A 15,856-nucleotide genomic window follows, 5' to 3' on the forward strand; every position below is an offset into this window, starting at 1 on the left:
GAGCCTAAAGAGCGCACGTCCGACGGACAACCTGAAAACCTTGTGGGAAGGTTCTGGTTATTTGCATCAGATTTAAACAGCCAAAAGCCAACCCTCACCCTAGCCCTCTCCCAGAGGGAGAGGGGACTGACCGTGGTGTTTGGGAGAGTTACGCCGACGTGCGATACCGCGTCGAACTGAGGCTTTGAAAAACACACAAATCGGCCCCCTCTCCCTCCGGGAGAGGGCTGGGGTGAGGGGCAAATCCACCACAAAACCAAAGCCGAACACCCGCTTTTCACCACTCAATAGGCCGAGTGTCAGCTCGCCTGCTTTTGATCTTGACCCACCGGCGACGTCGGAAGGCTGAGTGGAGGGATTGATCCCGGGGTGGGAGCGCAGCGACCGTTTGGCGCAGCCAAACACAGCGGGAGTAGGTGCAGCGAAGCAAACCGGAGACGCTGCGCCCGGATCGATCCCGCAGCGAAGGAACCCCGAGCCCCAGCGAGCGGGCCGAACGTAGGAGCAAGCGTTTTTTGCTTACTTTTTTTGGCGTTTGAAAAAAAGTGAGTCGCCGTCAGGGCGAAACCCTAAGCAGACGTTACCGCAGCAACGGATATGTACCCAAAAAAGCCCCTACATATACCGAGATAGACACTCCAACAGGAAAAACGATATTTCCGAACACCCCCAAATCCCCGCTACCCTCAAAAAACCACCACCTCCAATCTCCGCGGGGACTCCATGCCAAGATTCACTCTAAAACCACTATTAATCACCCTCGCACTAACAACCATAGCCCCGCTGGCAAACGCCGCCACAACCCTGGTCTACTGCTCCGAAGCCAGCCCCGCAGGCTTCGACCCCAGCCAATACACCAGCGGCACCGACTTCGACGCCTCCGCCGAAACCGTCTTCAACCGCCTCACCCAATTCAAACGCGGCGGCACCGACATCGAACCCGGCCTGGCGACAAAATGGGACGTCTCCAGCGACGGCCTGCAATACACCTTCCACCTACGCCAAAACGTAAAATTCCACACCACCGACTACTTCAAACCGACCCGAGACTTCAACGCCGACGACGTGCTCTTCACCTTCCAGCGCCTCCTCGACCCGGATAACGCCTTCCGCAAGGCCTACCCCGCCGAATCCCCCTACTTCACCGACATGGGCCTCAACACCACAATCAAATCGTTAGAAAAACTCGACGAGCAAACCGTGCGCTTCAACCTCAACAACGTCGACGCCGCGTTCGTGCAAAACCTCGCCATGAGCTTCGCCTCGGTGCAATCAGCCGAATACGCCGCGCAACTGTTGAAGGAAGGCAAAGCCGCCGACCTCAACCAGAAACCGATCGGCACCGGCCCGTTCGTGTTCAAGCGCTACCAAAAGGACTCGCAAATCCGCTACGCCGCCAACACGGCCTACTGGAAACCCGAAGACGTGAAGATCGACAACCTGATTTTCTCGATCACCCCGGACGCCGCCGTGCGCCTGCAAAAACTCAAGGCCGGCGAATGCCAGGTCAGCGGCTACCCACGCCCGGCCGATATCGAAGTGATGGAAAAAGACCCGAACTTGCGTGTGCTCAAGCAGGCCGGTTTCAACCTCGGCTTCCTCGCCTATAACACCACCCACGCGCCACTCGACCAGCTCAAGGTGCGGCAGGCGCTGGACATGGCCATCGACAAACCGGCAATCATCAAAGCCGTCTACCAAAGCGCCGGCCAGCTGGCCCAAAACGCCTTGCCGCCGGCGCAATGGTCGTATGACCCGAACATCAAGGACGCTCCCTACGACCCGGCAAAAGCACGGGTGCTACTGAAAGAAGCAGGGGTTGCGCCGGGTACAACCATCAACCTTTGGGCGATGACAGTGCAACGCGCCTCAAACCCGAATGCGCGGATGTCGGCGCAGATGATCCAGCAGGATTGGGAAAAAATAGGCATCAAGGCCAACATCGTCAGCTACGAATGGGGCGAGTACATCAAACGCGCGAAAAATGGCGAACACGACGCCATGATTTATGGTTGGACAGGTGACAACGGTGACCCGGACAACTGGCTGGGCGTGCTCTACAGCTGCGCGGCGGTAAAAGGCAGCAACTACGCCAAATGGTGCGATCCGGCCTACGACAAACTGGTGCAACAGGCCAAGTTGGACACCGACAAAGATCAACGGGTAAAACTGTATCAACAGGCGCAACTGATCCTCAAACAGCAGGTGCCGATCACACCGATTGCCAACTCCACGGTGTTCCAGCCGCTGCGCAAGGAAGTCACTGACTTCCGGATCAGCCCGTTCGGTCTTACCCCCTTCTATGGCGTGGGTATAAATAAGTAACACCAAGCCCCAAGGCGGCGCGCACAACGTGACCAGTGCACCGTTTTGGGGCTTCATTTGCACCGTAAAAACCACCCGCAAACGGTCAAATGCGTCAGAAGTTACACAGATGCGACATTAAGGTACGTTCGTGCCACGCTTTGTGGCCGGCAGTCGTTCTGGATCTTGCAATGGGTATGGCCCCTGCATAAGTATCCGCAGGCACGACTCACGAGGTCGTACCTCACAACTAAAAAATGACAACAAATCATGAGGCCAACATGCTTAAACACGCGGTCATTCCGTTTTTAGTCGGCGCAGGCTTGTTAGCCTCCGCACCTTTCGCATCCGCTGCGACTAACCTGGTGTTCTGCTCCGAAGGCAGCCCGGCCGGTTTCGACCCAGGCCAGTACACCACCGGAACCGACTTCGACGCCTCAGCCGAAACCATGTTCAACCGTCTTACCCAGTTCGAGCGCGGCGGCACCGCCGTGATTCCTGGTCTGGCGACCAAGTGGGACATCTCCGATGACGGCCTGACTTACACCTTCCACCTGCGTGAAGGCGTCAAGTTCCACACCACCCCGTATTTCAAGCCGACTCGTGAGTTCAACGCCGACGACGTGCTATTCACCTTCAATCGCATGATTAACAAGGATGACCCGTTCCGTAAGGCGTACCCGACCGAATTCCCGTACTTCACCGACATGGGGATGGACACCAACATCACCAAGATCGATAAAGTCGACGACCACACCGTCAAGTTCACTCTGAAAGAAGTCGACGCGGCGTTCATCCAGAACATGGCCATGAGCTTCGCCTCGGTACAGTCCGCCGAATACGCAGCGCAGCTGCTGAAAGAAGGCAAGGCTGCCGACATCAACCAGAAGCCGATCGGCACTGGTCCGTTCGTGTTCAAGAGCTATCAGAAAGACTCCAACATCCGTTACACCGGCAACAAGGATTACTGGAAGCCTGAGGATGTGAAGATCGACAACCTGATCTTCGCCATCACCACTGACCCGTCGGTACGTATTCAGAAGCTGAAAAAGAACGAGTGCCAGGTCACCCTGTTCCCGCGTCCGGCCGATCTGAAAGCGCTGAAAGAAGACAAGACCCTGAAGATGCCTGACCAGGCTGGTTTCAACCTGGGTTACATCGCCTACAACGTGATGGACAAGGTCAAGGGCAGCAACGAAGCCAACCCACTGGCTGATCTGCGCGTCCGTCAGGCGCTGGACATGGCCGTCAACAAGCCGCAAATCATTGATTCGGTTTACCAGGGCGCAGGCCAACTGGCGGTCAACGCCATGCCGCCGACCCAGTGGTCTTACGACACCACCATCAAAGACGCCAAGTACGATCCTGAGAAAGCCAAGCAACTGCTGAAGGAAGCTGGCGTCAAGGAAGGTACCGAAATCGTTCTGTGGGCGATGCCGGTGCAGCGTCCGTACAACCCGAACGCCAAACTGATGGCTGAAATGCTCCAGTCCGACTGGGCCAAGATCGGCTTGAAAGTGAAGATCACCAGCTACGAATGGGGCGAGTACATCAAGCGTTCCAAAGGTGGCGAGAACCAGGCCATGATCATTGGCTGGAGCGGTGACAATGGTGATCCGGACAACTGGCTGAACGTGCTGTTCGGTTGCGACTCGCTCAGCGGCAACAACTTCTCCAAGTGGTGCGACAAGAAGTTCGACGGCCTCGTCAAAGAAGCCAAGCGTACAACCGACCAGGCCAAGCGCACCGAACTGTACAAAGAGGCGCAACACGTCCTCAAAGATGCAGTCCCGATGACACCTATCGCTCACTCGACGGTGTACCAACCCATGCGCGCCAACGTGCAGGATTTCAAGATCAGCCCATTCGGCTTGAACTCCTTCTACGGCGTCAGCGTCAGCAAATAAGGCACTGCAGCGGCGACGTTTATAACGTCGCCGTTGTTTTACCTGCCGAGAAGTTAGGAAATTGCCTACAACCAATTCCGCTGCGGATTACCGCAGAGGTATAGGACGCGTCGCCTTTTCCTACGAGATTTAAGGCATTTACGCATTTACTGCCAGAACCGCGGCCCCTACCGTCGGGTACTGACCAGTGTCTGCGTGGGCCACCGGTTTGCCGTACGTACTGGATTGAGCTCGATGCAACCAAAACGTCTCTGGATGAGGTGACGGTGCATTGAACAACACTAAAAAAAGAGGGAGCGTCATGCGCCATACCTTGATTTATTCCGCATTGCTGGGTGCCGGCCTGTTGGCCGCCTCGTCCGCCAGTTTCGCCGCCAGCAAAAGCCTGGTGTTCTGCTCTGAAGGCAGCCCGGCCGGTTTCGATACCGCGCAGTACACAACAGCGACCGATAACGACGCCGCCGAACCGATCTACAACCGTCTCGTCGAGTTCGAAAAAGGCGCGACCAATGTCGTACCCGGTCTGGCGACCAAGTGGGACATTTCCGAGGATGGTCTCAAGTACACCTTTCACCTGCGTGAAGGTGTGAAATTTCATACAACGCCGTACTTCAAGCCAACTCGCGATTTCAACTCCGACGACGTGCTGTTCACGTTTAATCGCATGCTCGATGCGCAACAACCTTTCCGTAAGGCTTATCCAACCGAGTTCCCGTATTTCAACGGGATGAGCCTGAACAAGAACATCGCCAAGGTCGAGAAGACCGGGCCGCTGACCGTGGAGTTCACGCTCAACAGCGTCGACGCCGCGTTCATCCAGAACATCGCCATGAGCTTCGCCGCCATCCTGTCCGCCGAATACGCCGACAAGCTGCTGGCCGAAGGCAAGCCAAGCGACATCAACCAGAAACCGATCGGCACCGGGCCGTTCGTGTTCAAGAGTTATCAGAAAGACTCGAACATTCGTTACACCGGTAATCAACATTACTGGGATCCGAGCCGAGTCAAACTCGATAATCTGATCTTTGCGATCAACACCGACGCCTCGGTGCGCGTGCAGAAGCTCAAGGCCGGCGAGTGCCAGATCACCCTGCACCCGCGCCCTGCCGATGTTGAAGCGCTGAAGGCCGATTCGAAACTGCAATTGATCTCCAAGCCGGGTTTCAACCTCGGCTACATCGCCTACAACGTTCGCCACAAGCCATTCGACCAGCTCGAAGTGCGTCAGGCGCTGGACATGGCGGTGAATAAACAAGGGATTCTCAACGCTGTTTATCAGGGCGCCGGCCAACTGGCCGTGAATGCCATGCCGCCGACCCAGTGGTCCTACGACGACAGCATCAAAGACGCCGCCTATAACCCGGAAAAAGCCAAAGAGCTGCTCAAGGCTGCCGGTGTCAAAGAAGGCACCGAGATCACCCTGTGGGCGATGCCGGTGCAGCGCCCGTACAACCCGAACGCCAAACTGATGGCCGAAATGCTCCAGGCTGACTGGGCCAAGATCGGTCTGAAAGTGAAAATCGTCAGCTACGAATGGGGCGAGTACATCAAGCGCACCAAGAACGGCGAGCACGACGTCAGCCTGATCGGCTGGACCGGTGACAACGGGGATCCGGACAACTGGCTCGGCACGCTGTACAGCTGCGATGCCATTGGCGGCAACAACTATTCCATGTGGTGCGATCCGGCTTACGACAAGCTGATCAAAGAGGCCAAGGTCGTCACCGACCGTGACCAACGCACCGTGCTCTACAAACAGGCTCAGCAATTGCTTAAACAGCAAGTGCCGATCACGCCTRTCGCCCACTCGACGGTCAACCAACCGTTAAGCGCCAGGATCGAGGGTTTCAAAGTCAGCCCGTTCGGTCGCAACGTGTTCTCGGGTGTCGGTATCGATTAAACCAGACGATTAGCCGCAATGCTGGGGGGCGCTGTCTAGCCCCTCACGCAAGCGCTTTGCCGAAATTCGCCAATCCGGCTTCTGGCAAACGTTTGCGATGTGTGAACGAGTTCTAAACCAATAACCGGCATACCAAAAAAAGCCGGCATAAAAAGAAAGTAAAGGAGCTTCACCCATGAAACTGAGCAGCACCGCGATACTGGCCCTGGCCATCAGCAGCGTCACCGCCACGGCGTACGCAGAACCTGCAAGTCAGGAGTTCGTCCCTACCACATTGGCCGGCAGTAGCGCCCAAAGCGAGGCCAAAGGCTTTATCGATGGACAAAGCCTGGGCGGCACAACCCGTAACTGGTACGCCAATGAGCTGAAGCGTCGTGATGACCGTTTCAGCTACGTGAAAAACAGCGACAAGAACACTTCGCCAGTGGTCAAGACACCGACCCCGCGTCGTATCAACTGGGTTCAGGGCACCATCGTCAACTACACCTCGGGCTTTACCCAAGGCACCGTTGGCGTCAGCACTGAAGTCGCCGCTTACAACGCAATTGTCCTGGACCGTGACCGCAAGGACATCGCCGGCGGTTCCAACCGCACCCTGGCGCACTCCGACGGCGACGCTGTCGACCAATGGAGCAAACTGGGTCTGGCCAACGTCAAGCTGCGTGTCTCCAACACCACACTGACCGCCGGTCGCCAGAACTTCAGCACGCCGATCGTTGACGTCATCGGCAACCGTCCGCTGCCTTCGAGTTTTGAAGGTATTACCCTGCACAGCGAAGAGTTCAACAACCTGTCGTTCGACCTGGGTGGCTTCGACCGTGTTTCGCCACGTACCGAGCAGAGCCTGTCGAAATTCCGCACCGAGTACTCGGCCACTGGCGTTGAGACCGACAAGGTCTACATCGCTGGCGTCAACTACCAGCCGTTCAAAAGTCTGAAAACCAGCCTGTACGGCTCCAACGTCGAAGACTTCTGGAATCAGTACTACTTCGGCGCCACCCACGAACTGGGTGACAGCCAGGTGCTGAGCCTGACCACCGGTCTGAACTACTACAAGACCGTCGATGAAGGCAAAAAGCTGATGGGCGAGATCGACAACGATACCTACTCGCTGTCGCTGGGTCTGGCGCACCAGGCTCACAGCCTGACTTTCTCGTACCAGGAAGTGAATGGCGACACCTACTTCGACTACCTGCATGAAACCAACGGCATCTACCTGGCCAACTCCCTGCTGTCGGACTTCAACGGCCCGAACGAGAAGTCCTTCCAGATCGCTTACGGCATCAACATGGCCGAATACGGTGTGCCAGGCCTGAAGTTCAACATCTACCAGGCTCGCGGCTGGGGCATCGACGGTACTCACTACCGTGGCACTGCCTACACCGACCCGGGCGCCAAGCGCGGCGATCTGAGCCTGATGGACGGCGAAACTCACTACGAATACGGCATCGGCGCTTCCTACGCCGTGCAAAGCGGCCCGCTCAAAGCCACCGCAATCCGGGCGACTTACACCACGCACCGCGCCAGCGAGCATCAGGCTGACGGCAACATCAACGAGTTCCGTCTCGTGACCACGATTCCATTCAACATCCTGTAAAAACGCCAGCCGACGGCTGACTCATGATGAGTCGGCCGTTCGGCTTTTTGTCTTCAACCGATTGCAGAGGGTTATCGATGAAAATGCTTCCCCTACGTGCGGCCATCGCGGCTGCGTTGCTGAGTGTCGCTGTTGGCGTCTCGGCCAAACCCTTGGTGGTCTGCACCGAAGCCAGCCCGGAAGGCTTCGATATGGTCCAGTACACAACTGCAGTCACGGCGGACGCTGTGGCCGAAACCATCTTCAACCGCCTGGCTGACTTCAAGCCCGGAACCACTGAAGTGATCCCGGCACTCGCCGAGTCCTGGGACATCAGCGAAGACGGCCTGACCTACACGTTCCACCTGCGCAAAGGCGTCAAGTTTCACACCACCGAATATTTCAAGCCGACCCGCGACATGAACGCCGACGACGTGGTCTGGAGCTTCCAGCGTCAACTGGACCCGAATCACCCGTGGCACAAACTGTCGAGCGTGGGCTTCCCGTACTTTGAAAGCATGGGTTTCAAGGAACTGCTGAAGAATGTCGAGAAAGTCGACGACAACACGGTCAAGTTCACCCTGACCCGCCGCGAAGCGCCGTTCCTGGCCGATATCGCGATGGCGTTCTCCTCGATCTACCCGGCCGAATACGCCGACCAATTGCTCAAGGCCAACAAGACAGGTGACTTGAACAACAAGCCGATCGGCACCGGCCCGTTCATCTTCCAGCGTTATGCAAAAGACGCGCAGGTGCGTTTCAAGGCCAACCCGGATTACTTCCGTGGCAAGGCGCCGGCTGACGCGCTGATCCTGGCGATCGCCACCGACAACAACGTGCGCCTGCAGAAGCTCAAGGCCAACGAGTGCCAGATCGCCCTGTATCCGAAACCGGATGACATCCCGAGCATCAAGAAAGACAGCAACCTGAAAGTCGATGAGCTCGACGCGATGACCGTCTCGTACGTCGCCATGAACACCCAGCACAAGTACATGAGTGACGTGCGCGTGCGCAAAGCCATCGATATCGCCTTTGACAAGGAAGCCTATGTCAACGCGCTGTTCGGCAAAGGCAATGCGTCGGTCGCGGTCAACCCGTACCCGCCGACCCTGCTCGGCTATAACCACGACCTGAAGAACCCGCCACGTGACCTCGATGCCGCCCGCAAGCTGCTCAAGGAAGCCGGGGTTCCGGAGGGCACCGTGTTTACCCTGTTTACCCGCAACGGTGGCGGTCCGACCAACCCCAACCCGATGCTCGGCGCGCAAATGATGCAGGCTGACCTGGCGAAAGTCGGGATCAAGATCGACATTCGCGTGATGGAATGGGGCGAAATGCTTAAACGCGCCAAGGCCGGCGAACACGATATGGTCTCGGCCGGATGGGCGGGCGACAACGGCGACCCGGATAACTTCCTGACGCCTATGCTCAGTTGCGAAGCGGCAAAAAATGGCGAGAACTACGCTCGCTGGTGCAACGAGAAATTCCAGGCACTGCTGGATGAAGCACGGGCTAAAGTAGATCCGGCCGAACGCGCAAAGCTCTACGAACAGGCGCAAGTGCTGTTTAATCAGGATCAGCCATGGATCAGCATGGCCCACACCAGGATGTTTACTGCAATGCGTAACAACGTAGAGGGCTATCACATCAGCCCTCTCACCACTAATAACTTCGCCACTACCCAGGTGAAGTAGATAAGAAACTCCCGGCGTCCCTGACCCCAGGGATGCCGGGCACGCCTAACCGGCTGATGAGGTACCACACACGATGTTTAGTTTTATTGCCCGCCGACTGGGGTTGTTGATCCCCACGTTTTTCGGCATCACCTTGCTGACTTTCGCGTTGATTCGCATGATTCCGGGCGACCCCGTGGAAGTGATGATGGGCGAACGTCGGGTCGACCCCGAAATGCACGCTCAGGCAATGGAACGCCTAGGTCTGAACAAGCCGCTGTATGCCCAGTACCTGGACTACATCGGCAAACTGGCTCACGGCGATCTCGGCGAATCCCTGCGCACGCGTGAAAGCGTATGGACCGAGTTCACCTCCCTTTTCCCGGCGACCCTGGAACTGTCCATGGCCGCCCTGCTGTTCGCCGGCATTCTCGGGCTTCTGGCCGGGGTGATCGCGGCACTCAAGCGAGGATCTCTGTTCGACCACGGGGTGATGGGGATCTCCCTCGCGGGGTATTCGATGCCGATCTTCTGGTGGGGCCTGATCCTGATCATGTTCTTCTCGGTGAGCCTGGGCTGGACCCCGGTTTCCGGGCGCATCGACCTGCTCTATGACATCGAGCCGCGCACTGGTTTCATGCTGATCGACACGCTGCTGGCCGATGACGTTGGCGCCTTCTTCGATGCCCTGCATCACCTGATCCTGCCGGCCATCGTCCTCGGCACCATTCCGCTGGCGGTGATCGCGCGAATGACCCGTTCGTCGATGCTCGAAGTGCTGCGTGAAGACTACATCCGCACCGCCAGGGCCAAAGGCCTGTCGCCGTCGCGCGTGGTGTTCGTGCACGGTCTGCGTAACGCACTGATTCCGGTACTCACCGTGGTCGGCCTGCAAGTCGGCACCCTGCTGGCCGGTGCGGTTCTGACCGAAACGATTTTCTCCTGGCCCGGCATCGGTAAATGGCTGATCGAAGCCATCGGCGCCCGGGACTACCCGGTTGTGCAAAACGGCATCCTGTTAATCGCCTGCCTGGTGATTCTGGTCAACTTCGTAGTGGACATCCTCTACGGCTTTGCCAACCCACGCATCCGTCATCAGCGCTGAGGTCAATAACCATGAGCACTCCAACATCCTCAGTAGCCACCGCCGCCAACGCGGATCAAAGTCTGCTGTACCCGTCGCCGTACAAAGAATTCTGGCAAGCCTTCTCGAAGAACAAGGGCGCAGTTGCCGGCCTCATGTTCATGCTGCTGATCATCTTCTGCGCGCTGTTCGCGCCGTGGGTTGCGCCGCATAACCCGAGCGAGCAATACCGCGACTTCCTGCTGACGCCGCCGGCGTGGCTGGAARGCGGGCAGATGCAATTCCTGCTCGGCACCGATGAACTGGGTCGTGACCTGCTGTCGCGTCTGATCCAGGGTTCGCGCCTGTCGCTGCTGATCGGTTTGTCGTCGGTGGTGATGTCGCTGATTCCGGGGATCCTGCTCGGTCTGTTCGCCGGTTTCTTCCCGAAGATGATTGGCCCGACCATCATGCGTCTGATGGACATCATGCTGGCCCTGCCGTCGCTGCTGCTGGCGGTGGCGATTGTCGCCATCCTCGGCCCTGGCCTGATCAACACCGTGATCGCTATCGCTGTGGTTTCGCTGCCGTCCTATGTGCGTCTGACCCGTGCGGCCGTGATGGGCGAACTGAACCGCGACTACGTGACCGCCGCGCGCCTGGCCGGTGCCGGTCTGCCACGTCTGATGTTCATCACCGTGCTGCCCAACTGCATGGCGCCGCTGATCGTGCAGGCGACCCTGAGCTTCTCGTCGGCGATTCTCGATGCCGCAGCGTTGGGCTTCCTCGGCCTTGGCGTACAACCGCCAACCCCTGAGTGGGGCACCATGCTGGCCTCGGCCCGTGACTACATCGAACGCGCCTGGTGGGTGGTGAGCCTGCCTGGTTTGACCATTTTGCTCAGCGTGCTGGCAATCAACTTGATGGGCGACGGTCTGCGCGATGCGCTGGACCCGAAACTCAAGAACGCCGCCTGAGGAGATTCCCATGTCACTGCTAGAAATCAAGAATCTCAACGTTCGCTTCGGCGACAAGACCGCGACCCCGGTGGTCGATGGCCTCGACCTGAAAGTCGACAAAGGCGAAGTACTGGCCATCGTTGGCGAGTCGGGTTCGGGTAAATCCGTGACCATGATGGCGCTGATGGGCCTGATCGAGCACCCCGGCATCGTCACCGCCGACTCGCTCAGCTTTGACGGCAAAGACATGCTCAAGCTGAGCAACCGTCAGCGTCGGCAAATCGTCGGCAAAGACTTGTCGATGGTCTTTCAGGACCCGATGACCGCGCTGAACCCGAGCTACACCGTCGGTTTCCAGATCGAAGAAGTGCTGCGTCTGCACCTGAAAATGTCCGGCAAGCAAGCGCGCAAACGTGCGATCGAACTGCTGGAAAAAGTCGAAATCCCGGGCGCCGCCAGCCGTATGGACGCCTACCCGCATCAACTGTCCGGCGGTATGAGCCAGCGCGTTGCGATCGCCATGGCGATTGCCGGCGAACCGAAACTGCTGATCGCCGACGAACCGACCACTGCTCTGGACGTAACGATTCAGGCGCAGATCATGGATCTGCTATTGGCGTTGCAGAAAGAACAGAACATGGGCCTGGTGCTGATCACCCACGACCTCGCGGTCGTGGCCGAAACCGCCCAGCGCGTCTGCGTGATGTACGCAGGGCAAGCCGTTGAAGTCGGTCAGGTGCCGCAACTGTTCGACATCCCGGCGCACCCGTACAGCGAAGCGCTGCTCAAGGCGATTCCCGAGCACAGCCTCGGCGCCGCACGCCTGTCGACCCTGCCGGGCATCGTCCCGGGCCGCTACGATCGTCCGCAGGGCTGCCTGCTGTCGCCGCGCTGCCCGTACGTGCAGGACAGCTGCCGCGCGCAGCGTCCAGGCCTTGATCCGAAAAGCCACAGCCTCGCCCGCTGCTTCTTCCCGCTGAACCAGGAGGTGGCGTAATGGCCGTCGTACTTACCGCCCGCGACCTGACCCGTCACTACGAAGTTTCCCGTGGCCTGTTCAAGGGCCATGCGACCGTGCGCGCCCTCAACGGCGTGTCGTTCGAACTGGAAGCCGGCAAGACCCTCGCCGTAGTTGGCGAGTCGGGCTGCGGCAAATCCACCCTCGCCCGTGCGTTGACGCTGATTGAAGACCCTTCTTCCGGATCCTTGAAAATCGCCGGCCAGGAAGTCGCCGGCGCCGACAAGGCCCAGCGCAAGCAACTGCGCAAAGACGTGCAGATGGTCTTTCAAAGCCCATACGCGTCGTTGAACCCACGGCAGAAAGTCGGTGACCAGCTCGGCGAACCGCTGCTGATCAACACCAACCTCTCCGCCGCCGAGCGTCGCGAGAAAGTCCAGGCGATGATGAAGCAGGTCGGCTTGCGCCCTGAGCACTACCAGCGCTATCCGCACATGTTCTCCGGCGGTCAGCGTCAGCGTATCGCCCTGGCTCGCGCGATGATGCTGCAACCGAAAGTGCTGGTGGCGGATGAACCGACCTCGGCACTGGACGTGTCGATTCAGGCGCAGGTGCTGAACCTGTTCATGGATCTGCAGCAGGAGTTCAACACTGCGTACGTGTTCATCTCGCACAACCTTGCGGTGGTGCAACACGTGGCCGACGACGTGATGGTGATGTATCTCGGTCGCCCGGTGGAACTGGGTCCGAAGAACGACATTTACGAGCGTCCGTTGCACCCATATACCCAGGCGCTGCTGTCGGCGACCCCGACCATTCACCCGGACCCGAACAAGCCGAAAATCAAGATCGTCGGCGAACTGCCTAACCCGCTGAACCCGCCACCGGGCTGCGCTTTCCACAAGCGCTGCCCGTACGCGACCGAGCGTTGCAGCACTGAAGAACCAGCCTTGCGCCAGCTCGATAGCCGACAGGTGGCTTGCCACTACGCCGAGCAGTTCCTCGACGGCGCGGCGTAAGCAAAACTGGAGAGCGATACAAAACACTGTGGGAGCGAGCTTGCTCGCGAAGGCATTGAATCATTCAACATAGATGTCGCCTGATACACCGCTTTCGCGAGCAAGCTCGCTTCCACAGGGATCGCATTTCAAAGAAAGTGACGTGTTAACCAAACCCCTTCCCCCCCGATTGCGCATCAGTCGAGGCAGAAGGGGTTTTCTTTTGTCTGCGATTTACGTCTGGCCATCGCCTTCGTCATCCGGATCATCAGTGTCCGGCTCATCAGTGGTCGAGTCGTCATCATCGGCGCTGCCGCCCTGGTCCTGATCGCCCGGCTCGGACTCAGACTTGGCCAGCATCAAGCCGCTGTGCCCGACCTGGCCGTTGAAGGCCTGGGAATCGTGATCCTCGCACTCGGCCCAGGCCGTCGCGGTGCCGAGGGACAGCATGACCATCACTTTCAACAGCAATAAAACCCGTAGCAACCTGCTTTTCATAGCTGACTCCATCCATTTTCAGGTGAGACATTCGTGCCTGACTGGCGCTGTGTGAAATCTAGTTCCGATCCATCGGGTTCACCAGATAGGACGCTAAGGAGCAGGCAGAAATGCCCTTCATGGAAAGACAGTTTTCGAATAATGCTCATAGCCGCAACAGCTAAGCGCCGCCGCGTGATCGCGTGGCCTGCCACGTCAACGGCATGGAAATCAACACCATCAGCGCACTCGCCAGCCACACACTGTGGCCGCCGAAATGACCGTACAACTGGCCACTGAGTACCGGTGACAACAGCGCACTGGCGCTCCAGCTCATAAAGAACAGGCCGAAGTACTGACCGCTTTTACCGCCTTGGGCAAAACGCATGGCCAGCACATTCAGCGGCGGCATGAAAAAGGCCTCGCCCAAGGTCCAGATCAGCGTCGACAGGCAGACGTAAAACAGCCCGGAGCCGAACGGCAACATACCGAGTCCGCAGGCCAGCAACACACTGCCGAGCAGCATTTGCCGGCGCATCCCCCAACGCTCGCCCCAGTGCGACAGCGGAATCTGCAGGGCGATCACCAACAACGCATTGAGCCCGAACTGCCAGCCGATCGCCTCGGTGCTCAAGTGATAGTAATCACGCAGGTAATTGCCCAGCGTGCTGTAGACCGTGTCGAACGCGATGCCGAGCACGGCCGTCGCTGCCAGCAACCAGAGAAACGGTTTGTCGCGATACGGCACACCCGGACCACCGGCGCCGACTATCGATGACTCTTCATTGATCAGCACCGGACGCTGCCACGTGGTACGAACAAACCAGAGCAGCGCCAACAACGTCATCGCCGCGCTGCCGAAAAACACCCAGCGAAAATCGGTCTGCGCCAACACCCCGCCCGCCACACCGGCGGCGGCCATCCCAAGGTTGCGCGCAACCCGACTCAACGCCTGCGCCCGCGAGCGCTGCGTCACCTCGCAATACTCCATGATCAGCCGCTGATGCAGCGTGCGGATGGCCCCATCGATCATCCCACTAAGCAACAGTAATGCAGCGAGCAAAGGCACCTGCGTCACCAGCCCCAGCAGGATCAGCACCCACACCGAAATAAAGAACAGCGTTGCCGTCAGCCGCGCCGTGCGCACATGATCACTGAGCCAGCCACCGAGCATCGACCCCAGCAGCAAACCCGCGCCGTACGCCGACAGCAACCAGCCAACCGTCTCGATCGCCAGCCCCAGTTCCTGACGCAGGTACAACGCCATGAACAGCTTGACCATGCTGCTCAAGCGATTGATGAACAACAGCGCCGCGAGCACCCAGGCCATCACGCCGAAATAGCCGTTCAGCCGTAGCAGGTGAGTCAGCCGACTCGTCATTCCATTGACCTCTCAAAGCGACTTGCGTGGAGCTGGAACACTAACGGCCAGCAGGCGGGTTGTCGCGTTCAAGAACATCGAGACCACAAAAAACCGAGTCGTCCTACAGCCATTGCGCGCGTTAAAACCGTTCCGAAGATCAAAAGCCCCTCACCCTAACCCTCTCCCGGAGGGAGAGGGGACTGACCGCAGTGTTTGGGAGAGCTACGCCGACGTGCGATACCGCGTCGAACTGAGGCTTTGAAAAACACACAAATCGGCCCCCTCTCCCTCGGGAGAGGGCTGGGGTGAGGGGCAAATCCAACACAAATCCAAAGCCGACCACGCCGTGCTCTTCACCACTCAATAGGCCGAGTGTCAGCTCGCCTGCTTTTGATCTTGATCTTGATCTTGATCTGTAGGGCGACGTCGGAAGGCTGAGTGGAGGGATTGATCCGGGCGAGAGAGCGCAGCGACCGTTTGGCGCAGCCAAACACAGCGAGAGGAGGTGCAGCGAAGCAAACCGTAGGCGCTGCGCCCGGATCGATCCCGCAGCGAAGGAACCCCGAGCCCCAGCGAGCGGGCCGTACGTAGGAGCAAGCGTTTTTTTGCTTACTTTTTTTAGGCGTTTGTAAAAAAAGTGAGTCGCCGTAAGGGCGAAACCGTAATCAGCAACACCCG

The 15,856-nt window shown here is 58.5% G+C and carries 11 protein-coding genes; 9 read left to right on the top strand and 2 right to left on the bottom strand.

What is annotated here, in order from left to right; genetic code table 11:
• Positions 1–723 precede the first annotated feature (723 nt).
• The 9 genes from AC1DVF_RS10265 to AC1DVF_RS10305 all read left to right on the top strand — a co-directional run bounded on the left by AC1DVF_RS10265 (position 724) and on the right by AC1DVF_RS10305 (position 13,359).
• On the top strand, positions 724–2,325 hold the full coding sequence (locus tag AC1DVF_RS10265; protein ID WP_477782408.1) for an ABC transporter substrate-binding protein: 1,602 nt from the start codon (positions 724–726) through the stop codon (positions 2,323–2,325).
• Positions 2,326–2,585: 260 nt separating this feature from the next.
• Positions 2,586–4,211, top strand: a complete 1,626-nt coding sequence (locus AC1DVF_RS10270) for an ABC transporter substrate-binding protein (RefSeq protein ID WP_093435868.1) — start codon at positions 2,586–2,588, stop codon at positions 4,209–4,211.
• Positions 4,212–4,512: 301 nt separating this feature from the next.
• Complete coding sequence (locus AC1DVF_RS10275) at positions 4,513–6,111, top strand: ABC transporter substrate-binding protein (protein WP_477782409.1); 1,599 nt, start codon at positions 4,513–4,515, stop codon at positions 6,109–6,111.
• Between the two features lie 175 nt (positions 6,112–6,286).
• On the top strand, positions 6,287–7,708 hold the full coding sequence (locus AC1DVF_RS10280) for an OprD family porin (RefSeq protein WP_477782410.1): 1,422 nt from the start codon (positions 6,287–6,289) through the stop codon (positions 7,706–7,708).
• Between the two features lie 77 nt (positions 7,709–7,785).
• On the top strand, positions 7,786–9,381 hold the full coding sequence (locus AC1DVF_RS10285) for an ABC transporter substrate-binding protein (RefSeq protein ID WP_093435859.1): 1,596 nt from the start codon (positions 7,786–7,788) through the stop codon (positions 9,379–9,381).
• 73 nt (positions 9,382–9,454) lie between these two features.
• Positions 9,455–10,465 carry an ABC transporter permease subunit gene (locus tag AC1DVF_RS10290; protein WP_075947650.1) on the top strand — a complete coding sequence of 337 codons (1,011 nt, stop codon included), beginning with the start codon at positions 9,455–9,457 and terminating at the stop codon, positions 10,463–10,465.
• Between the two features lie 11 nt (positions 10,466–10,476).
• Positions 10,477–11,400, top strand: a complete 924-nt coding sequence (locus AC1DVF_RS10295; protein WP_477782411.1) for an ABC transporter permease subunit — start codon at positions 10,477–10,479, stop codon at positions 11,398–11,400.
• A gap of 10 nt (positions 11,401–11,410) precedes the next feature.
• Complete coding sequence (locus AC1DVF_RS10300; RefSeq protein ID WP_093435852.1) at positions 11,411–12,379, top strand: ABC transporter ATP-binding protein; 969 nt, start codon at positions 11,411–11,413, stop codon at positions 12,377–12,379.
• Positions 12,379–13,359, top strand: coding sequence for a peptide ABC transporter ATP-binding protein (locus tag AC1DVF_RS10305; RefSeq protein WP_007917625.1), 981 nt, complete (start codon positions 12,379–12,381; stop codon positions 13,357–13,359). The genes AC1DVF_RS10300 and AC1DVF_RS10305 overlap by 1 nt, the downstream gene beginning before the upstream one ends.
• Positions 13,360–13,572: 213 nt before the next feature.
• Here AC1DVF_RS10305 and AC1DVF_RS10310 read toward each other — a convergent pair whose 3' ends face one another.
• Both AC1DVF_RS10310 and AC1DVF_RS10315 read right to left on the bottom strand, forming a co-directional pair.
• On the bottom strand, positions 13,573–13,836 hold the full coding sequence (locus AC1DVF_RS10310) for a hypothetical protein (RefSeq protein ID WP_460089868.1): 264 nt from the start codon (positions 13,834–13,836) through the stop codon (positions 13,573–13,575).
• A 160-nt stretch (positions 13,837–13,996) separates the two neighbouring features.
• The gene (locus AC1DVF_RS10315) at positions 13,997–15,196 is read right to left on the bottom strand and encodes an MFS transporter (protein ID WP_257357008.1); all 1,200 of its coding nucleotides are present in this window, start codon (positions 15,194–15,196) and stop codon (positions 13,997–13,999) included.
• Positions 15,197–15,856: the final 660 nt, after the last annotated feature.

This window comes from Pseudomonas sp. P4_D7 (assembly GCF_056401755.1).

Bases quoted from the DNA above. Each gene is read 5' to 3' on its own strand.
- AC1DVF_RS10315 (WP_257357008.1), bottom strand. From the start codon at position 15,196: ATGACGAGTCGGCTGACTCACCTGCTACGGCTGAACGGCTATTTCGGC.
- AC1DVF_RS10300 (WP_093435852.1), top strand. From the start codon at position 11,411: ATGTCACTGCTAGAAATCAAGAATCTCAACGTTCGCTTCGGCGACAAG.
- AC1DVF_RS10310 (WP_460089868.1), bottom strand. From the start codon at position 13,836: ATGAAAAGCAGGTTGCTACGGGTTTTATTGCTGTTGAAAGTGATGGTC.
- AC1DVF_RS10290 (WP_075947650.1), top strand. From the start codon at position 9,455: ATGTTTAGTTTTATTGCCCGCCGACTGGGGTTGTTGATCCCCACGTTT.
- AC1DVF_RS10265 (WP_477782408.1), top strand. From the start codon at position 724: ATGCCAAGATTCACTCTAAAACCACTATTAATCACCCTCGCACTAACA.
- AC1DVF_RS10280 (WP_477782410.1), top strand. From the start codon at position 6,287: ATGAAACTGAGCAGCACCGCGATACTGGCCCTGGCCATCAGCAGCGTC.
- AC1DVF_RS10285 (WP_093435859.1), top strand. From the start codon at position 7,786: ATGAAAATGCTTCCCCTACGTGCGGCCATCGCGGCTGCGTTGCTGAGT.
- AC1DVF_RS10270 (WP_093435868.1), top strand. From the start codon at position 2,586: ATGCTTAAACACGCGGTCATTCCGTTTTTAGTCGGCGCAGGCTTGTTA.
- AC1DVF_RS10305 (WP_007917625.1), top strand. From the start codon at position 12,379: ATGGCCGTCGTACTTACCGCCCGCGACCTGACCCGTCACTACGAAGTT.